Source organism: Streptomyces sp. NBC_01635 (assembly GCF_045209715.1).
GTDB classification, from domain to species: domain Bacteria; phylum Actinomycetota; class Actinomycetes; order Streptomycetales; family Streptomycetaceae; genus Streptomyces; species Streptomyces hirsutus.
Genome location: NZ_CP109277.1, coordinates 3121757 through 3140609 on the forward strand (window position 1 = coordinate 3121757; position 18853 = coordinate 3140609).

Below are 18853 nucleotides of genomic sequence, written 5' to 3' on the forward strand. Positions count from 1 at the left end.
TTTCCTTTCCGCGTCGCGGGCGTCAGTCCGCCTGGAGCACGAGCAGGGCGAGATCGTCGGCCGGCGGCCGCGCGCCGAACTCGTGGACGAGCCGGTTGATGCGTTCCGCTATCAGGCCGGCGTCCAGTCCCACGCAGCCGGCCAGCGCCGTGGCGAGCCCGTCCCCGTCGTCGAACTGGCGGGAGCCGGAGCGCCGCTCGGTGACGCCGTCCGTGACACAGAGCAGGGTGTCGCCGGAGCGCAGCTCGAAGGTCTCGCTGGTGTAGGTGGCGTCCTCGACGACCCCGAGCAGCGTCTGCGGCTGGGCGACGGTACGGACCGTCCCGTCGGGTGCGAGCAGCAGCGGCAGGGGGTGCCCGGCGGAGGCGAGGGTGACGCGGGCGCGGACACGGCCGCCGGTGCCGCCGTCGTCGCCGGCACCGCCACCGTCGTCGTCCTCGACGAGGGTGAGCTCGCCGTAGAGGAGGGACAGGAAACGGGTCTGGGGCCCGTCCCCGGGGGCGGTCGGACGGGCGCCGGCGGCGACCAGGGCACGGGCGGCGGCGTCGGCGGCCTCCGTGGCGTCGTCCAGGAGCAGCTGGTTGAGGCGGTCGAGGACGTCGGCGACGCGGTAGCCCTCACGGGCGAGCAGCCGCAGCCAGGGGCGGGCCAGCCCGATGACGACGGCCGCCTCGGGGCCCTTGCCCTGGACGTCGCCGATCGCGAAGCACCAGCGGCCCTCGTCGGCCTGGAACAGGTCGTAGAAGTCGCCGCTCGGTCCGCCCTTGTCGAGGGGCTCGTGGACGAGTGCGGAGTGCACGCCGGGGATCTCGGCGACGGCGCTGGGCAGCAGACCGCGCTGGAGCACGGCGGAGATGGTGGCCTGCCGGGCGTACTGCCGGGCGGCGCCGATGGCGAGCGCGACACGCCGCCCGAGGTCCTCCACCAGCCCGGTGACCTCGTCCGGGAACCGCCCGATCCCGGCCCGTCCGATCACCAGCGTTCCCAGCGGCCGCCCGCCGGCGACGAGACGGTAGGCGAGGGCGGCACCGGGGGTGGCCACGGGGACGCCGCAGTCGTACGGCGGGGCCCCGTCCGGCACCTCCGGCAGGCCGAAAGGGGCCTCCGGCAGGCCGAAGCCCTCCGGCAGAGGGCCGAGGCCGGCCTGCGGCGGGTCGAGCGCCTTCTCGGGCCAGGGGTAGACGAGCGGGCCGGGGCATAACGGGTCGGAGAGCGGCGGCGGGTTCTGCTCGAGCGCCCTGCTCAGTTCCTCGACGCGGCTCTCGTCGGCGTGCCAGACCCGGGCGAGGCGGGGCCCGCCGGCCCGAGCCCCGTCGCTCCAGTCGCCATGGCCGGTGGTCTCGTCCTCCAGCCACACCGCGCACCAGTCGGCCAGCCGCGGCACGATCAGCTGCCCGGTGAGCGCGGCGACGAGATCCTCGTCGAGCTGCCCGGCGAGCAGGTCGGACGCCTCGGCCAGGAACGACAGCGCCCCGCGCCCCAGCCAGGCCCCGTCCCGCCGGGACGCGCTCCACGCCTCCCCGTCGGCCCCGCTCCGCGCGGCGGGCACCCCGGCCCCGCGCGGCGGCTCCGGCTCCCCCTCGTGCGCGTACGCCTCGAGCCAGTCGTCCGTACCGGCCGAGCCGTCGAGGCCGCCCACGTCGCCCACGTCGTCCACGTCGTCCGTGCTGTCCGTCGCGAGGCCCCGGGCGGGGATGCGGGCCCAGACCGACTTCGTGTGCGCGCCGGGCCGGTAGGTGATCCCCCAGGCCTCGGAGAGCGCGGCCACGAGCCGCAGCCCGCGCCCGTACTCGGGGCTCTCGCCGGACGGCGCGTCCGGCTCGCTGTCGCGCGGGGAGCGGGAGGGGTGGCGGTCGGCGACCTCGATGACGAGCGCGCCGGTCTCCTCCTCGAGCCGGCAACTCAGCCGTACCTCGGTCCCGGCGTGCACGACGGCGTTGGTGACCAGTTCGCTGGCGATGAGCGTGGCGTCGTGGCCGGCCCGGGTGGTGAGGTGCTCGGTACCGGGCAGCGCGCGTTCCGTCCACTCGGCGAGCGCCGCCCGCACCAGGGCTCGCGCGGACCCCGGGGCGAGGGGGCCGCCGGACAGGGTCGCGTCCGCCCGTGCGCACGCCTGCGCGGACGCCTCCGAGACGGCACGCGAGATCTCCCGTTGCGTCGGAATGGCCCCCATGGGCAGCTCCCGGACTGTTCGTACGAATACACCGCGATCAATGCCGTCAGGGTGACAGACCGACCCTACCCATAAGCAACGAGTTACCGAAGTGGACCGCTGAGAGCGGGAACAGCGCCCCACACTCGGTCAAGAACTGGCCGAAAATCGATCACTTTCGAGCAATCACGGGGGAGCGCTCACATGCGCTGGACGTAGGGGGCCCGCCACGCGGGCGAAGGGTCCGCGCCGAGCTCCGTCCAGTACTCGCGACCGCCGATGATCAGGTCGTTGCGAACGGTCCAGAAGGACGCCACCCGGTGAACGCCCATCGTGGCATGCGGGACCTCGACCTCGGAGACCACTTCGTCCCCGGACGACACGACGCGGAGCACGTCGATCGACCATCCCTCCGGGTACTCCGCGTTGACGCGCACATAGTTGTCCCGGCCGAGGATGCGTTCACCGCTGACCGGCCACTCCACGACGACATCGGCCGCCAGCAGCTTGCCGACGCCTGTCCAGTCCCGGTCCTGCATGCGGTCCCAGAGCATCCGGACAATGGTTGCGGATTCCATGACCGCATCCTGCACCGCGCCACTGACGGAAGGGGCGGGTTCCCGCCCGGCCGGGCGCGGCGCGGACGTGCGCCCCACGTGCCTCACGTGTCCGCGCCTCGACGGCCGGCAGGACTTCGGCGACGCGCAAGGGCAGCACTCCGTTCTCGGCCCGACGTCGAAGGGTGCCCAGTGTGTCGGTAGCGGTCAGGGAATCAACTCCCTTGCACGAGCGGCCGTCTCGGAGCCACGCTCGACCACGTGGTCGGCTCCGGATCCGCGCACCGGGTCGAGGTCACGTGCGGAGGCGCCGGCGACGAGATCCAGCCCGTCCGCCACGGCCGGCTCGACCACGTATCCGCCGACGGCGCCGGCCACGCCGGTCACCGGTCGATTCCGTACGGGGCCTCAGCGGGAAGGGGCGGGGCCACGCCCCGGTAATTCGATGGCGCGCGCGAGACAGCGTGCCCACCCTGTTCCCGTGACAGAACCCAAGTACCGGATCCGCGCCCTGCACACGGACTCCACGGTCACCGTCTACCAGGCGTACCCGCCGGAGATCGGTCTGCCGGCGGCCGAGGGAGGCCGTTTCCCCCCGGTGTGGCAACGCGACCGGATGACGTGGATCAAGCCGTCGTTCCCGTGGATGATGTACCGCTGCGGATGGGGCGCCAAGGAAGGCCAGGAAACCGTCCTCGCCGTCGAGATCACCCGGGAAGGCTTCGAGTGGGCACTGGCACACGCCTGCCTGTCCCACTACGAGCACGGGCTCCACGCCGACCGCGCCACCTGGAAGCGACAACTGAAGCGGGCCCCGGCCCGGGTGCAATGGGACCCCGAACGCGACCTGCTCCTCCGGCCGCTTCCCCACCGGTCCCTCCAGCTCGGCCTCGCCGGCGAAGCCGCCCGTCTCTACGCCGATGAGTGGACCGTCCGCATCACCGACGTCACGCCACTCGCCCACACGGTCCACGAGCACGTACGGGAGGGGGACCTGGACGCCGCACGGCAGCTCCTGCCCCGTGAACGCCCTTACCCCGTGCGCGAGGAGAGCTTGGCCCACCTGTACCGATGAGCCGGGCCCGCCAATTGAGTCGGCCGGTAAGGCCAAGCACCGGTCCGAGACGGCTTCCCTGGCCGGCCCGGGGCAGCAGGTGGGCCATTAGGAGCACACGCAGGACCGATTAGGTTGAGCGCATGACGAGTCTCGCTCATCCGCGACTGTCCGGGCTGGGGCGCAACCCGGCGGCCCCGCAGGACGTACTGGTGCGCTTGGCCGCACATCCTGCCGGCCGGCAGGGGATATCACTGCGTCGCGGGCGGCTGGCGGACGCGGTCGTCGAGGCCCTGCTGACGCACGGCGACAGGAGAACCGCGACAGTCCTCCACGGGGACCAGATCTCCCCGGCGATGCGCCGCAGGGTCGCCGAGCATCCCGATCCAGCGATCCGTGACGCGTACCCGGACTTCGTCCGGGACACGGTGGACCTTGGGGTTCAGATCGGCATCGACGCCTTGGAGGAAGCCTACGGCCGGCCCCGGGCGGCGCTCGCCGGTGCGCCGAGTCCGAAGCTGCGCGGCGCGGTCGCGCGCAGTTGGTACGACCGGCCTCCCGCCGTGCAGGAGGGTCTGCTCGCCGACCCGGATCCACAGGTCCGCGCGGCCGCCACCGAGCACGAGCAGCCTGGTGTCCCGCCCGAGTGGAGGGACCGTTGCCTCGCCGACCCTGCCGTGCGCGCCAACGTGGCACGCTACGTCCCCCTCACCTCGGACCAGTTCGAACAGCTCATGCGGAGCGAGGACGAGACGGTCCATCGGGCGGTCGCGGGAAACCCGCACCTGTCGGCGGAGATGGTCGCCCGGCTCCTGGGCGTCGATGACCCGCTCGTACGCGTCGCGGTGGCGCGGAGCCGCCATGTGGACGCCGGAACCCGGGACAGGCTGTACGCGCTCGTGGAAGCCGAACGCGTGGAGGGAAGCATCGATGCCGAGGTGGCTCTGAACTGGAACTTCGCCGAGCCGACGTGGCTGCGCGAGGTTCCCCTCGAGGAGCGGATGACCTACCTGGACTGCCCGTACGCGGCATTCCGGCGTGTGCTGGCCTCCTGCCACGACCTGCCCGAAGAGGCATGGCACCGGCTGGACAACGATCGGGAACTCATGGTCCGCCGTACCGCCGCCCGTCGGCCGGATGCGCCACCGGAAGTCCTGGAACGGCTGGTCCGCTCCCACGGCGAGGTGTTCCACATCCGACCGCTGCTCGTCGACCACCCCAACTTCCCTCGTCACACGCTGCGCACGTTCGTCGACGAACCGAGCCCGCACGTGCGCTACGTCGCTCTGCAGGACCCCGAACTGCCCGTGACGTCCCTTCAGCGACTCGCCGACGACGTCGAGCCCTCCCTGCGCCGCGGGGTCGCCCGTCACCCCAACATCACGGAAGCGCTGCTGGAGCGACTGCTGTCGGATGCGGACCCCGAGGTCGCCGACGACGCCGCTGCCAACTCCGCGGTGCGGCTCTCATCGATGTACCGGATACTCACCGCTGCCGACTTGTGATTCCGGTCCACGAGACCGTCCCGGTGGAATTCGCCACAGCCGTCGGGAGATTCCTCGGCTCGCTGTGACTTGCCCGGACGAGTCGTCTCCCCCAGGCATCGACGATCGGGATGTTGCGCGTGGTGCTCAAGTGTCATTTGGCTGCCCGCTGCCGACTGTCGGCTGCTCACGCTTCTCAGCGCGGAAGGGGCGGGGCCCGGACCGGATCGGTCCGGGCCCCGCCCCGGTGTTCACGCCTACGGAGCGTCCCGTGCGGCTCAGGCCTCCCGGGCGCCCGCGTACATCTCGTCGATCAGGTGCTTGTACTCCCGCTCCACCACCGGACGCTTCAGCTTCAGGCTCGGGGTGATCTCGCCGTGCTCGATGTCGAGGTCGCGCGGCAGGAGGCGGAACTTCTTGATGGTCTGCCAGCGCTGGAGACCCTCGTTGAGCCGCTTGACGTAGCCGTCGACCATCTCGACCGTGGCGGGCGCGGCGACGATCTCCGCGTACGACTTGCCCTCCAGGCCGTTCTCCTGCGCCCAGGGCGCGAGGGCCGCCTCGTCGAGGGCGATGAGGGCGGTGCAGTAGTTCCGGTCGGCGCCGTGCACCAGGATGTTGGAGACGTACGGGCACACCGCCTTGAACTGTCCCTCGACCTCGGCGGGCGCGATGTACTTGCCGCCGGAGGTCTTGATGAGGTCCTTCTTGCGGTCGGTGATGCGCAGGTAGCCGTCGGGCGACAGCTCGCCGATGTCACCGGTGTGGAACCAGCCGTCGGACTCCAGGACCTCGGCGGTCTTCTCGGGCAGCCCGTGGTAGCCCTCCATGATGCCGGGGCCGCGCAGCAGGATCTCGCCGTCGTCGGCGATGCGCACCTCGGTGCCGGGCAGCGGCTTGCCGACGGTGCCGGTGCGGTAGGCCTCGCCGGGGTTGACGAAGGAGGCCGCGGAGGACTCGGTGAGGCCGTACCCCTCCAGGATGTGGATCCCGGCGCCGGCGAAGAAGTAGCCGATCTCGGGTGCGAGGGCCGCCGACCCGGAGATGCAGGCGCGCAGGCGGCCGCCGAACGCCTCGCGGATCTTGGCATAGACCAGTTTGTCGGCGACGTTGTACTTCGCGGTGAGGCCGAAGGGGGCACTGGCGGTGCCGGTGCGGCGGAAGTTGTCCTGGGTGGCCTTGGCGTACTCGCGGGCGACGCCGGCGGCCCACTGGAAGATCTTGTACTTGGCGCCGCCGCCGGCCCGCGCCTTGGCGGCCACCCCGTTGTAGACCTTCTCGAAGATGCGGGGCACGGCCGCCATGTAGGTCGGCTGCACCACCGGCAGGTTCTCGATGATCTTGTCGACGCGGCCGTCGACGGCGGTGACGTGTCCGACCTCGATCTGGCCCGAGGTGAGCACCTTGCCGAAGACGTGCGCGAGCGGCAGCCACAGGTACTGCACGTCGTCCGCCTCGACCAGCCCGGTCGCGGCGATCGCCTTAGCCATGTACGACCAGTTGTCGTGCGGCAGGCGTACGCCCTTGGGGCGGCCGGTGGTGCCCGAGGTGTAGATGAGGGTGGCCAGCTGGTCCTTGGTGATCGCGGCGACCCGCTCCTTGACCAGACCGGCGTCCTTCTCCAGCCGGGCCGCCCCGCGGCGCTCCAGCTCGGCGAGGCTGATCACCCAGTCGTCCGTCTCGACGCCGTCCGTGTCGATGACCACGACATGGCCGATGTGGGGCAGCTCGGCGCGCTTCGCCACCGCCTTGGCGACCTGCTCGGCGTTCTCCGCGATCAGCACCCGGCTGTCGGAGTCCGACAGGATGTAGGCGGACTCCTCGAGGTTCGTCTGCGGGTAGACCGTCGTGGTGGCGGCGCCCGCGCACATGATGCCGAGGTCGGCGAGGACCCATTCCACCCGGGTGGCGGAGGCGAGCGCCACCCGCTCCTCCGGGTTCACGCCCAGCTCGATCAGACCGGCCGCGATGGCGGTGACCCGCTCGGCGGCCTCGCCCCAGGTGAGCGACTTCCAGTCGTCGGGGCCCTCGCCCCTGGCGGACGGGACGGGGTAGCGATACGCCTCGGCGTCCGGTGTGGCGGCGACACGCTCCAGGAAGAGGGTCGCCACGCTCGGCGGCCGGTTCTCGATCAAAGTCTGTGTGTCGCTCAAGACATCCTCCGGGGCCCGCGACGGTGCGGCTGGCTCAGATGCGGCTGGTGTACGACTGGCATGCGGGTGGTGGTCGGCCGGTTACGCTCACGTACCCTTGTTTAACTCGCGAGTAACCGTCGGGCAGGGACAGAGTAAAGGCCCACCGGCGGCTGCGTAAGGGGTCACGGCCTGTCACTTCGCACAGAGAATCACCTCACGGGCCACCACGGAACCGACGACGGGCCGGTTGCGGGGCCGCCCGCGGACCTGCCGCGAACGCGCCGAGGCCCGTCGTGCGCGCGCACGACGGGCCTCACTCCGCCCGGGTGCCGGAGTGGCTTCCCCGGCCACCTCCGGTAACCCCCGGTTACTTCTTGCCCTTGCCCGATCCCGCGCTCTCGTCGCTGGAGAGGACGGCGATGAAGGCCTCCTGCGGGACCTCCACGGCACCCACCATCTTCATCCGCTTCTTGCCCTCCTTCTGCTTCTCCAGCAGCTTGCGCTTGCGCGAGATGTCACCGCCGTAGCACTTGGCGAGGACGTCCTTGCGGATGGCGCGGACGGTCTCGCGGGCGATCACCCGGGAACCGATGGCGGCCTGGACGGGCACCTCGAAGCCCTGCCGCGGGATCAGCTCCCGCAGCTTGGCGACGAGCCGCACGCCGTACGCGTACGCCTGGTCCTTGTGGGTGATCACCGAGAAGGCGTCCACCTTGTCGCCGTGCAGCAGGATGTCGACCTTGACCAGGCTGGAGGACTGCTCGCCCGTGGGCTCGTAGTCCAGCGAGGCGTAGCCACGGGTCTTGGACTTCAGCTGGTCGAAGAAGTCGAAGACGATCTCCGCGAGCGGCAGCGTGTAGCGGATCTCGACCCGGTCCTCGGAGAGGTAGTCCATGCCGAGCAGGGTGCCGCGCCGGGTCTGGCACAGCTCCATGATCGCGCCGATGAACTCGGTGGGCGCGAGGATCGTGGCCCGCACCACCGGCTCGAAGACCTTGTCGATCTTCCCCTCGGGGAACTCGCTCGGGTTGGTGACGATGTGCTCGGCACCGTCCTCCATGATCACGCGGTACACCACGTTGGGCGCGGTGGCGATCAGGTCGAGCCCGAACTCGCGCTCGAGGCGCTCACGGATCACGTCGAGGTGCAGCAGGCCCAGGAAGCCCACGCGGAAGCCGAACCCGAGGGCCGCGGACGTCTCCGGCTCGTAGACCAGGGCCGCGTCGTTGAGCTGGAGCTTGTCCAGTGCGTCGCGCAGCAGGGGGTAGTCGGAGCCGTCCATCGGGTACAGGCCGGAGAAGACCATGGGCTTGGGCTCCTTGTAGCCGCCCAGCGCCTCCTCGGCCCCCTTGTGCTGGCTGGTGATGGTGTCACCGACCTTGGACTGGCGGACGTCCTTCACACCGGTGATGAGGTAGCCCACCTCGCCGACGCCGAGACCGTCGGAGGACAGCATCTCCGGCGAGTTCGTACCGATCTCCAGCAGCTCGTGCGTCGCGCCCGTGGACATCATCCGGATGCGCTCGCGCTTGTTGAGCTGGCCGTCGATGACCCTGACGTACGTCACGACCCCGCGGTACGAGTCGTACACCGAGTCGAAGATCATCGCGCGGGCCGGGGCGTCCTTGACGCCGACCGGGGCGGGAATCTCGGCGACCACCCTGTCGAGCAGCGCCTCGACGCCGAGCCCGGTCTTGGCGGACACCTTCAGCACGTCCTCGGGCTCGCAGCCGACCAGGTTGGCGAGCTCCTCGGCGAACTTCTCGGGCTGCGCGGCCGGCAGGTCGATCTTGTTGAGCACCGGGATGATCGTGAGGTCGTTCTCCATCGCCAGGTACAGGTTGGCGAGGGTCTGGGCCTCGATGCCCTGCGCGGCGTCCACCAGGAGGACCGTGCCCTCACAGGCGGCGAGCGACCGCGACACCTCGTAGGTGAAGTCGACGTGCCCCGGCGTGTCGATCATGTTGAGGATGTGCGTGCTGCCCTTGTCGTGAGTGGGCGCCCACGGCAACCGCACCGCCTGGGACTTGATCGTGATGCCGCGTTCGCGCTCGATGTCCATGCGGTCGAGGTACTGGGCACGCATCTGCCGCTGCTCGACCACGCCGGTCAGCTGGAGCATCCGGTCGGCGAGCGTGGACTTGCCGTGGTCGATGTGCGCGATGATGCAGAAGTTGCGGATCAGAGCCGGGTCGGTACGGCTCGGCTCGGGCACGTGGATGGGGGTCGCGGGCACGCAGGGTCCTGATTCTTGAGGCGTCCGCAGTGTCTGCGGTCTCGGGTCGGATCGGATCTATACGTAGCTTCCATGGTCCCACGCGCGGCGAGTATGGCGCCCCGGGTGGGGAACGGAAGCCCGGCCGGGGCCGGACCGGGGCCCGTCCCTGGACCCTGCCGCCCCGGCCGGGGCCGGGTTTGGGCCGCCCGTCGGGCCGCTGGTAACGTGGGGGGTTGTGTCTCTTGCCCTCTCGGTACGGGGCACATCTCAAGAAATTCACCGGTCCGGGACCCGCGCGGCCCCGGACCAGAACCTGTAGAGGCTCATTCGTGGCGAACATCAAGTCCCAGATCAAGCGGAACAAGACCAACGAGAAGGCCCGGCTGCGCAACAAGGCCGTCAAGTCCTCTCTGAAGACCGCGATCCGCAAGGCTCGTGAGGCCGCTGCCGCGGGCGACACCGAGAAGGCCACCGAGTACCAGCGCGCTGCCGCGCGTCAGCTCGACAAGGCCGTCTCCAAGGGTGTCATCCACAAGAACCAGGCCGCCAACAAGAAGTCGGCGCTGGCTCGCAAGGTCGTGGCCTCCAAGGGCTGAACCGCTCGCTGAGCTGATCTGACCGGATTCGATCCGACCGCCGGCAGGACCCTGGGCGGGCCCTCTCTCTCCGCCCCCGACCGGCACCCCGAGCCTGTACGCGGCCTGCGTTCGCCACGCGGGTACGGGCTCCGAGCTTTCACCGAGGACCCCGCTCCGCCCGCCCTTCCCCGGGCGGTGGAGCGGGGTCCTCGGCTTTGCCACGGGGCAGTGGCACGGGGCGAGCACTGGCACGGAGCAGTCGGCACGGGCCGGGACGCCCTACGCCCGGCCCTTCGACCTGGCCGCGCGTGCGATGGTGACGACCGCCTTCTCCAGGGCGTACCCCGGGTCCTCCCCGCCGCCCTTGACGCCGGCGTCCGCCTCGGCCACCGCCCGCAGGGCGACGGACACGCCGTCGGGGGTCCAGCCCCGCATCTGCTGCCGGACCCGGTCGATCTTCCACGGCGGCATGCCGAGTTCCCGCGCCAGATCGGCCGGTCTGCCCCCGCGCGCCGACAGCAGTTTCCCGATCCCCCGTACGCCCTGGGCCAGCGCGCTGGTGATCAGCACCGGAGCCACCCCCGTCGCCAGCGACCAGCGCAACGCCTCCAGCGCCTCCGCCGCCCGGCCCTCGACCGCGCGGTCGGCGACCGTGAAGCTCGACGCCTCGGCGCGCCCGGTGTAGTACCGGCCGACGACCGCCTCGTCGATCGTGCCCTCGATGTCCGCCGCCAGCTGAGACACCGCCGCCGCCAGCTCCCGCAGATCGCTGCCGAGGGAGTCGACCAGCGCCTGGCACGCCTCCGGTGTGGCCGACCTTCCGGTGGCCCGGAACTCGCCCCGGACGAAGGCCAGCCGGTCCGCCGGCTTCGTCATCTTCGGGCAGGCCACCTCCCGCGCCCCCGCCTTGCGCGCCGCGTCCAGCAGGCCTTTGCCCTTGGCGCCGCCCGCGTGCAGCAGGACGAGCGTGATCTCCTCGGCGGGCGCCCCGAGGTACGCCTTCACGTCCTTGACCGTGTCGGCCGACAGGTCCTGCGCATTGCGCACGGCCACGACCTTGCGCTCGGCGAAAAGCGAGGGGCTGGTCAGCTCGGCGAGGGTGCCGGGCTGGAGCTGGTCCGGGGTGAGGTCGCGTACGTCCGTGTCGGCGTCGGCGGCCTTCGCCGCCGCCACCACCTCCTGCACCGCACGGTCGAGCAGGAGGTCCTCCTGGCCCACGGCGAGCGTCACGGGGGCGAGAGGGTCGTCTTGAGCTGTCTTCCTGGCCATCGCGCCAAGCATCGCACGCACCACTGACGGCGATGGTTCCCGACGTCACGGCACCGGGTCAGGGCTCCTCGCGCCAGCCGTCCCACTCCGCCGCGAACTCGTCCAGCGCGCCGGGGTCCAGCCGTTCCCTCTCGTCGCGCAGGACGACGAGCCACTGGGCGTCCTCGGCGTCGTCCTCGCCGGCCAGGGCGTCCCGGACGAGCTGCGGCTCCTCGTCGACGCCGAAGCGCTCGCCCAGTTCCTCCGCCACCGCTTCCGCGGCATCCCGGTCGGGCAGCACCAGCACATGTCTCACATCGCTCACGGCAGCCATTGTGTCGGGCAGCCGGCGGACGGCGAAGACCAGGTCGGCCGGTCGCCGGCCGGTCGCCGGCCGGTGCTGCCGACGGGTCAGCCCTTGGGCACGACCTGCACGTCGAGGTCGATCCGGATGCTGGGGCCGACCACGACGATGCCCCGGGCCAGCAGCGTCTGCCAGCTGATCGTGAAATCGTCGCGGTGCAGTTCGGTGGTGGCCCGGCAGGCCGCCCGGGCCTCGCCCTGCAGCCCGTTGCCGAGCCCGAGGTACTCCGTGTCCAGCGTGACCGTCCGCGTCACCCCGTGCAGCGACAGGGCGCCGACGACGGCCCACCGGTTGCCGCCCTGGTGCAGGAACCGGTCGCCGTAGAACTCGATGGTCGGGAACCGCGCCACGTCCAGGAAGTCCGCCGACCGCAGATGGTCGTCGCGCATCCTCACGTTGGTGTCGATGGTCCCCGCGTCGATCACCACGTGCATCGCCGACTGCGTCATGTCGTCGGCCACCCGTACCACCCCCGCGAAGGAGTTGAACCGGCCGTGCACCCGGGCCAGTCCGATGTGCCGCGCGGTGAAGGCGATCGAGGAGTGGGCCGGGTCGATCTCCCAGTCGCCCGGCGCGGGCAACGCCGGCGGCTGCGCCACCTGCAGGGTCACATCACCGAGCGAGGCGAGCGAGTCCTCGCCGACCGTGACCGTCACCTGGTACGGCACATACCCCTCGGCGGACACCAGGAGCCGGTACTCACCCGCCGGCACCGTGGCCACGAACGATCCGAAGGGGTCCGTTCCCCCGCCGACCAGGGTGCGTCCCATGGTGTCGTCGACCGTGAACTCCGCGTGCGGCAGCGCCTGGCCGGCCGGGTCGAGCACCCGGCAGCTCAGCACCCCGGCGCTCGGTGGAGTCCGCACCACTGCCAGAGGGCCCGCCCGCTGCTCCCGCTTCGTACGGTTTTCGAGCCAGCGGCCGATCATGTGCAACACCCTCTGCGTGACGTCGAGAACTCCGGCTTGCCGGACATCCGTCCCGATGCCCGCCCAGCCCCATCCGGACGTTCATTCGATCACCTTTGAGACATTAGCTGCAACATCCCGCCGGATTGCCGTAAACCTGCACTTGCGCTGGGAGAACGTCCGAGAAACCCCGGTGGTCCCGATCAGCTGACCTGGTGGGGATTTCTCACAGTCGGCACCTGGGCGAGCCGGATTCCGAACCGGTCCCGGTAGTACGCGAGCACCTCCTCGTCCGTCCCCAACTCCCGTTCCTCCCGCGTACCGTCCGCCGCCGTCGCGGTGACCCGGCGGCCGCTGAGCGTGATCCTCCCTCCGTCCTCGGTGAGCCGGGAGCAGACGAGTGACCTGGTGAAATGCGACTGCGGCGAGGTGCGGTGCCACCACGCCCCGGCCACGAAGTCGCCGAGCACCCTCGGGCGCCGTTCCAGCCGGTACACCCGCTTCCCGTCCCGCAGCACGTCCAGGTCCGCGACCGGGGCGACGTCCTGACCGCCGCGCACCCCGGCCGCGTCCGGCGCCGCCCCGGTGATCCGGAACGTGCCCCCGGGGTCCTCCTGGTCCCCCCGTTCTCCGAACGCCAGCGGCAGCAGGCAGTGCGCCCCGAACCCGACATCGGCCAGCAGGTCGTCCCCGTCCGAGGTCCGTACCCGCAGGGCGAGGTGGTCGTACGGGATGCCGAGCCGTCCTCCCTCGCCGTACACCCGCGCGGCGAGCAAGGTGACCTCGTACCCGAGAGCGGTGAGCAAGGTGCCGAACGCTCCGTTGAGTTCGTAGCAGAAGCCGCCCCGCCGGCCGCTCACCACCTTGTCCATCAGCCGTTTCCCGTCGAGCACGATCTCCTCACCGAGGTGGACCGAGAGGTTCTCGAAGGGCACGGTCCGCAGATGGCGCAGGTGCAGCTCGCGCAGCGCGTCGGCGGCGGGCCGGACCGGCCGCCCGACGCCCAGCCGCCGCAGATAGGCGGCGACCGCCGTCGCGTCCGGCCCGGCGTCGGCGCCCGTTCGCGTGCCCACTTCCGGGGTCGGGCTCGGGCTCGGGCCCGCTCCCCCGGTCGTGTCCACATTCATGTCCACGTGCGTGTCCTCGTGCGCGGCTTCCCTCATGCCCTCAGTGTCGCGCCACCCGCAGCCCACCGCCCCCGTCCTCACCACCGAGCACCGCGATCGCCCCGCCCCGGTCCGTCCGCAGCACCGCGGCTCCGGCGTCCCGCAGCGCGGCGACCGTGCTCGGGGCGGGATGCCCGTAGGAGTTGTCCCGCCCCGCGGAGATCAGCGCCAGCCGGGGCGCCAACCGGCTTACGAGGCCGGGATCCTGATACGCCGAACCGTGATGGGCGACCTTGAGGACGTCGACGTCCGCCAGCCGCGTCGCCGCGGGCGACCTCGCCAGAGCCCGCTGGGCCGGTGGTTCCATGTCCCCGAGCAGCAGCAGGCGCAGCCCCGCCGTCCGGACGAGCATGGCCACACTGGCGTCGTTCGGCCCTTCCGCTTCCGGGACCGGCCGGGCACCGACAGCCTGCCCGGTGGCCGGCGGTGGCCACACCACCTCCCAGGACAGGTCTCCCGTACGCCGCCGCTCCCCCGCGACGGCACGCGTCACGGGCAGGTGGCTGTCGGCCGCGAGCCTCCGTACGAACCGGGCCTGGTCGGCGGGTTCCTCCAGTCCCGTCGTCGCGATGCCGCCCACCGAACGTCCGCGCAGGACTCCGGGCAGGCCCCCCACGTGGTCGGCGTGGAAGTGGGTCAGTACGACCAGCGGGATGCGGGTGACGCCGAGGGAGCGCAGGCAGCGGTCCACCGGGGCCGGTTCCGGACCGGCGTCCACGACCACACCGGTGCCCTCGCCCGCCGCCAGCACCATCGCGTCGCCCTGCCCCACGTCGCACATCACCATGCGCCAGCCCGGTGGCGGCCAGCCCGTGATCGCGCGGGTCAGTGGTGGCGGCTGCACCACCAGCAGCACCAGGAGCAGGGCGCAGGCCCCGCACCACCAGGGGTGCCGCAGCAGTCTCCGGCCGATCGGCAGGGCGACCGGGGTGAGCGCCCCGAGCAGGGCCGCCCCGGCCCAGCCGCCCGGCCAGTCGATCCCGGCACCGGGCAGCGCCGCCCCGGTCCGGGCGATCCGCGCGATCCACTCCGCGGGCCAACTCGCGCACCAGGCGAGCACCTTGGCCACCGGCAGCGCCGGCAGGGCGGTGGCCAGAGCCAGGAAGCCCAGCACGGTGGCCGGGGCGAGCGCGAACTCGGCGAGGAGGTTGCACGGCACCGCCACCAGACTCACCCGCTCCGACAGCACCACGACCACCGGCGCGCACACCGCCTGCGCGGCGCCCGCCGCGGCCAGCGCCTCCGCGAGCCGTGGCGGCACCCCACGCCGTCGCAGCCCGGCGCTCCAGCGCGGCGCGAGCGTGAGCAGGGCGCCGGTGGCCAGCACGGAGAGCAGGAAGCCGAAACTGCGGGCCAGCCACGGGTCGTGGAGCACCAGCAGCAGGACGGCCGTCGCCAGCGCCGGGATCAGGGACCGGCGGCGGCCGGTGGCGAGTGCGAGCAGCGCGACGGATCCACAGGCGGCGGCCCGCAGCACGCTCGGGTCCGGCCGGCACACGACGACGAAGGCGAGCGAGAGCGCCCCGCCGAGCAGCGCGGTCGTACGCAGCGAGAGGCCGAGGCGGGACGCGAGTCCGCGGCGCTCGGCATACTGCGCCAGCCCCGGCGGGCCGAGGAGCAGGGCGAGGAGGATCGTGAAGTTCGCTCCGGAAACAGCCAGGGTGTGCGTGAGGTCGGTCTCCCTGAACGCCTCCTCCAACTCCGGGGTGACACGTGAGGTGTCGCCCACGACCAGCCCCGGCAGCAGGGCGCGCGCGTCCGCCGACAGCCCGTCGGTCGCCGCCCGCAGTCCGGCGCGCAACCGCCCGGCCAGCCGCTGCGGCGCCGACGGCTCGCCCACCGTCTCCGGCCCGTCCGCGCCCCTGACGCGCAGCACGGCCGCGAACCGGTCGCCGCCCTCACTCGCGGGTACGAGCCGGGCCTCGACCCGCAGCCGGGTGGACGGCAGCAGCCCGAGCCATGACGGCTTCCCCTCCGGACCCCGCGCCCGCTCCTGCCCGTCGTCCCGCGTGACGGGACGGGCCGAACGCGCATCGACGATCATCAGCACCGGCGCCCGGGTCGCCACCTCCGCTCCGTCCCTCGCCGTCTCCACCCGCCGCACGTCGGCCTCGATGAGCACGGCCGTCGGGACCACATGGCTGCCGCCGGCCCGCGGCCGGCTGAGCCGGGGGTCGGCGGTGAGTTCGACCTCGGCGGTGACCGAGGCGTACTCCCGCGCCAGCTCCGGCACCGGCCCCCGCCGCAGATCGGCACCGTGCAGAGCCGCCGATCCGGCGGCAGCGGCGACGCACAGCAGCACCGCGGCTCCGGAGACCCGCGACAGGGCCCGTGCATGTCCCGGCCCCGCAGGCTCCGGCCCCGCATGTCCTGGCCCCGCAGGTTCCGGCCCCGCAGGTCGCGGCCCCGCGGGCCCCGGCCCCGCCCGGCGGTTTCGCGGCGTGAGGAGGAATCCGGCCAGGAGCAGGGTGGTGATCACCGTGCCCGCCACCAGGCCGGGAGGGGCGTGCAGCATCACCGCCGCCGTGGCCCAGGCCGCCAGCGCGGGTGGTACGAGCCGCAGGTCGGTCGGTCCCTCCTGCCGGGGATGGGAAGCCCCGAGCCGTTTCCCGGAGGCGGCGTGCACGGCCGGCCGGGCGGGGGCAGCGGAGTCCGCGGGGGCGGGGTTCCCCGTATGCGTCCGCCCGGAGTCCGCCGAGTCCGTCGGGCTCCTCATGGCCGTACGAGATTCCGCAGGTCCGCGAAGCGACGGTCGCCGATGCCGTTCACTTCCCGCAGTTCGTCCACCGAGCGGAAACCGCCGTTGCGGGTGCGGTAGTCGAGGATGTGCTGGGCCAGCACGGGGCCGACCCCCGGGAGGCCGTCCAGCTGGTCCAGCGTCGCGGTGTTGAGGGACACCGGTGTCGCGGGCCCGGCTCCGGGCGCCGTTCCGGCCGGACCGCCCGCCGCCGGTGCCGGACCGACCCCCGGAGCCGGTGCCGGGCCGCCGACGATCAGCTGCTCCCCGTCCACGAGGAAGCGGGCCCGGTTGAGCCCGTCGGTGCTGGTTCCGGGCCGTACTCCGCCCGCCGCCCGCAGCGCGTCCGCGACCCGTGAGCCGGCCGGGAGACGGTGGACCCCCGGGTCGCGCACCTTGCCGCCGACGTCGACCACGATCTCGGGCAGCGCCGTACCCGCGCCCGCCACGCCCGTGCCCGTACTCGTGCCGCCGGCCTCGTCAGCGGCTCCCGCCGAGGCCGGCGGCGGGCTCTCCGCTCCGCTCCCGCGGTGGGGCACGGCCGCCCCGACCACCTCCGGTGCCCGCACGGGCTGCGTCCGCCCGGTCCAGAAGTGCTGCACGGCGAACCCCACCGCCATCACCAGCACCACCGACAGCGCGACCACGCTCCGCCGTTCCAGCCCGCACCGCGTCCGCACCCACAACGGCAGCCGTTCCCTCAACGCGAGCCCCAACCGGCCGGTCGGCCGACGCTCCCCCGCCGGCACCGGGTCCGAGGCGACCGGCCCGGGAACCTCCTCCCACGTCCGCCCGCCCCCGACCTCCCCGTCCCCCTCGGTCGCGACCGCGCCGGCCGCGACCGCGCCCCTCCGGGATCGCGCCACCGGCTCGTCCACGTCGCCCACGGCCCAGCTCGGCACACCCCGGGCGCGCCCACCACCTCCGGCACCTCGGCCACCGCGTCCGCCCGGTCCCCCGAACAGCGCCTCCGTCCGGCGCCGGACCTCCTCCGCCGAGGCGTCACGGTCCCGTCCGCCCCGGAGTCGAGACCCGCGCCGGTCCCGCCCACCGGGCCTCGGCCCGGCCCCCAGGGCGATCCCGGCACCGGTTCCGGTTCCGGTCCCGGCAGGGGTCGGTCGGCGGTGTCGGGCGCGACCGTCGGAGGCGGGTGCGCGCCCCGGGCCACTGGTCGCCGTCGCCGAACGTGAAAGGGAACGCGAACGCGCATGTGATCGAAGTGCCATGCCAGGAGGATCGGGCACCCCACCGCATTCGCGATGATCTTGACTGATTCCGGTGGATCACTGCCCGGTTGTGGACAACTCCATCACCCGCACGGGCCCTCCCAGGCCCTCCCGGGCCCGCCCCGGTCTCACCGGGCCGAGACCACGACCCCCAGCAGACCGGGCCCCGTGTGCGCCCCGATCACCGCGCCGACCTCACTGACGTGCAGCTCGGTCAGTCCGGTCACCCGCGCCTTCAGCCGGTCCGCGAGGGCCGAAGCACGCTCCGGGGCGGCGAGATGATGAACGGCGATGTCGACCTCGGCGGCGCCTGCCCGCTCGGCCGCGATCTCCTCCAGACGGGCGATGGCCTTCGACGCCGTGCGCACCTTCTCCAGGTGTTCGATACGGCCGTCGGTCAACTGGAGCAGCGGCTTCACGGCGAGCGCCGACCCCAGCAGGGCCTGCGCGGCCCCGATACGGCCGCCCCGGCGCAGATAGTCCAGGGTGTCGACGTAGAAGTAGGCGGCGGTGCCCGCCGCCCGTTTCTCCGCGGCCGTGACGGCCTCGTCCACGCTGCCCCCCGCCTCCGCGGCCTCCGCGGCCGCGAGCGCGCAGAATCCGAGCGCCATGGCGATCATGCCGGTGTCCACCACCCGCACCGGCACCGGCGCCTCGCGGGCCGCGACGACCGCCGCGTCGTAGGTGCCGGAGAGTTCCGCGGAAAGGTGGAGGGAGACGATCCCCGTGGCACCGGCCTCGGCGGTCCTGCGATAGGTCTCGGCGAAGACCTCGGGACCGGGCCGGGACGTCGTCACCGGCCGCCGCTTCTGGAGCGCCTGGGCGAGGGAGCGAGTGGAGATCTCGGTGCCCTCCTCGAACGCGCGGTCGCCGAGGACCACGGTCAGAGGGACCGCCGTGATGCCGTGCCGCTCCATCGTCCGGGCCGGAAGGTAGGCCGTTGAATCGGTGACGATAGCGACATGGCGGGACATGAGCTGGAGGTTACCTGGCGTACCGCTCCCTGGGCAGCCCGGCCCGGCGGGC

15 protein-coding genes are annotated in these 18853 nt (G+C 72.5%); 3 read left to right on the forward strand and 12 right to left on the reverse strand.

Going from position 1 to position 18853, the window contains the following annotated elements; translation table 11 throughout:
- Positions 1 to 22 precede the first annotated feature (22 nt).
- The 3 genes from OHB56_RS14725 to OHB56_RS14735 form a co-directional block, all read right to left on the reverse strand.
- Complete coding sequence (locus OHB56_RS14725; protein WP_406353720.1) at positions 23 to 2173, reverse strand: SpoIIE family protein phosphatase; 2151 nt, start codon at positions 2171 to 2173, stop codon at positions 23 to 25.
- 179 nt (positions 2174 to 2352) lie between these two features.
- On the reverse strand, positions 2353 to 2730 hold the full coding sequence (locus OHB56_RS14730) for a nuclear transport factor 2 family protein (protein WP_406353722.1): 378 nt from the start codon (positions 2728 to 2730) through the stop codon (positions 2353 to 2355).
- Between the two features lie 186 nt (positions 2731 to 2916).
- A complete protein-coding gene (locus OHB56_RS14735) occupies positions 2917 to 3096 on the reverse strand; it encodes a hypothetical protein (RefSeq protein WP_406353724.1) in 180 nt (59 codons plus the stop codon).
- Positions 3097 to 3154: 58 nt separating this feature from the next.
- Between OHB56_RS14735 and OHB56_RS14740 the strand changes: the two genes are divergently transcribed.
- Positions 3155 to 3784 carry a DUF4291 domain-containing protein gene (locus OHB56_RS14740; protein WP_406353725.1) on the forward strand — a complete coding sequence of 210 codons (630 nt, stop codon included), beginning with the start codon at positions 3155 to 3157 and terminating at the stop codon, positions 3782 to 3784.
- 122 nt (positions 3785 to 3906) lie between these two features.
- Positions 3907 to 5268 carry a hypothetical protein gene (locus OHB56_RS14745; protein ID WP_406353726.1) on the forward strand — a complete coding sequence of 454 codons (1362 nt, stop codon included), beginning with the start codon at positions 3907 to 3909 and terminating at the stop codon, positions 5266 to 5268.
- A gap of 257 nt (positions 5269 to 5525) precedes the next feature.
- Here the strand turns inward: OHB56_RS14745 and OHB56_RS14750 are convergent, their stop codons facing one another.
- On the reverse strand, positions 5526 to 7400 hold the full coding sequence (locus tag OHB56_RS14750) for an AMP-dependent synthetase/ligase (RefSeq protein ID WP_406353728.1): 1875 nt from the start codon (positions 7398 to 7400) through the stop codon (positions 5526 to 5528).
- 349 nt (positions 7401 to 7749) lie between these two features.
- Positions 7750 to 9618 (reverse strand): translation elongation factor 4, encoded by a 1869-nt coding sequence (lepA, locus tag OHB56_RS14755; protein WP_406353729.1) that lies wholly within the window; start codon positions 9616 to 9618, stop codon positions 7750 to 7752.
- 311 nt (positions 9619 to 9929) lie between these two features.
- On the opposite strand from lepA, the gene rpsT reads away from it, so the two are divergent.
- Positions 9930 to 10196, forward strand: a complete 267-nt coding sequence (gene rpsT / locus OHB56_RS14760; protein ID WP_326752692.1) for a 30S ribosomal protein S20 — start codon at positions 9930 to 9932, stop codon at positions 10194 to 10196.
- Positions 10197 to 10457: 261 nt separating this feature from the next.
- Here rpsT and holA read toward each other — a convergent pair whose 3' ends face one another.
- From holA to OHB56_RS14795, 7 genes are all read right to left on the reverse strand, one after another.
- Complete coding sequence (gene holA / locus OHB56_RS14765; RefSeq protein ID WP_326752693.1) at positions 10458 to 11447, reverse strand: DNA polymerase III subunit delta; 990 nt, start codon at positions 11445 to 11447, stop codon at positions 10458 to 10460.
- 58 nt (positions 11448 to 11505) lie between these two features.
- The gene (locus OHB56_RS14770; RefSeq protein ID WP_326752694.1) at positions 11506 to 11751 is read right to left on the reverse strand and encodes a hypothetical protein; all 246 of its coding nucleotides are present in this window, start codon (positions 11749 to 11751) and stop codon (positions 11506 to 11508) included.
- 86 nt (positions 11752 to 11837) lie between these two features.
- Positions 11838 to 12719, reverse strand: coding sequence for a YceI family protein (locus OHB56_RS14775; protein WP_326752695.1), 882 nt, complete (start codon positions 12717 to 12719; stop codon positions 11838 to 11840).
- 182 nt (positions 12720 to 12901) lie between these two features.
- The gene (locus OHB56_RS14780; protein WP_406353731.1) at positions 12902 to 13861 is read right to left on the reverse strand and encodes an arylamine N-acetyltransferase; all 960 of its coding nucleotides are present in this window, start codon (positions 13859 to 13861) and stop codon (positions 12902 to 12904) included.
- Between the two features lie 4 nt (positions 13862 to 13865).
- Positions 13866 to 16580 (reverse strand): ComEC/Rec2 family competence protein, encoded by a 2715-nt coding sequence (locus OHB56_RS14785; RefSeq protein ID WP_406353732.1) that lies wholly within the window; start codon positions 16578 to 16580, stop codon positions 13866 to 13868.
- Complete coding sequence (locus OHB56_RS14790; RefSeq protein ID WP_406353734.1) at positions 16577 to 17827, reverse strand: helix-hairpin-helix domain-containing protein; 1251 nt, start codon at positions 17825 to 17827, stop codon at positions 16577 to 16579. Before OHB56_RS14790 ends, OHB56_RS14785 begins: the two co-directional genes overlap by 4 nt.
- A 128-nt stretch (positions 17828 to 17955) precedes the next feature.
- Entirely contained in the window at positions 17956 to 18801 is an 846-nt protein-coding gene (locus OHB56_RS14795) for a DegV family protein (protein WP_055593480.1), read from the reverse strand.
- Positions 18802 to 18853: the final 52 nt, after the last annotated feature.

Excerpts from the sequence above, each read along its gene's own strand:
- holA (WP_326752693.1), bottom strand. The coding sequence starts at position 11,447 with ATGGCCAGGAAGACAGCTCAAGACGACCCTCTCGCCCCCGTGACGCTC.
- OHB56_RS14790 (WP_406353734.1), bottom strand. The coding sequence starts at position 17,827 with ATGGCACTTCGATCACATGCGCGTTCGCGTTCCCTTTCACGTTCGGCG.
- OHB56_RS14730 (WP_406353722.1), bottom strand. The coding sequence starts at position 2,730 with ATGGAATCCGCAACCATTGTCCGGATGCTCTGGGACCGCATGCAGGAC.
- OHB56_RS14795 (WP_055593480.1), bottom strand. The coding sequence starts at position 18,801 with ATGTCCCGCCATGTCGCTATCGTCACCGATTCAACGGCCTACCTTCCG.
- OHB56_RS14785 (WP_406353732.1), bottom strand. The coding sequence starts at position 16,580 with ATGAGGAGCCCGACGGACTCGGCGGACTCCGGGCGGACGCATACGGGG.
- OHB56_RS14780 (WP_406353731.1), bottom strand. The coding sequence starts at position 13,861 with ATGAGGGAAGCCGCGCACGAGGACACGCACGTGGACATGAATGTGGAC.
- OHB56_RS14740 (WP_406353725.1), top strand. The coding sequence starts at position 3,155 with ATGGCGCGCGCGAGACAGCGTGCCCACCCTGTTCCCGTGACAGAACCC.
- OHB56_RS14725 (WP_406353720.1), bottom strand. The coding sequence starts at position 2,173 with ATGGGGGCCATTCCGACGCAACGGGAGATCTCGCGTGCCGTCTCGGAG.
- OHB56_RS14775 (WP_326752695.1), bottom strand. The coding sequence starts at position 12,719 with ATGATCGGCCGCTGGCTCGAAAACCGTACGAAGCGGGAGCAGCGGGCG.
- OHB56_RS14745 (WP_406353726.1), top strand. The coding sequence starts at position 3,907 with ATGACGAGTCTCGCTCATCCGCGACTGTCCGGGCTGGGGCGCAACCCG.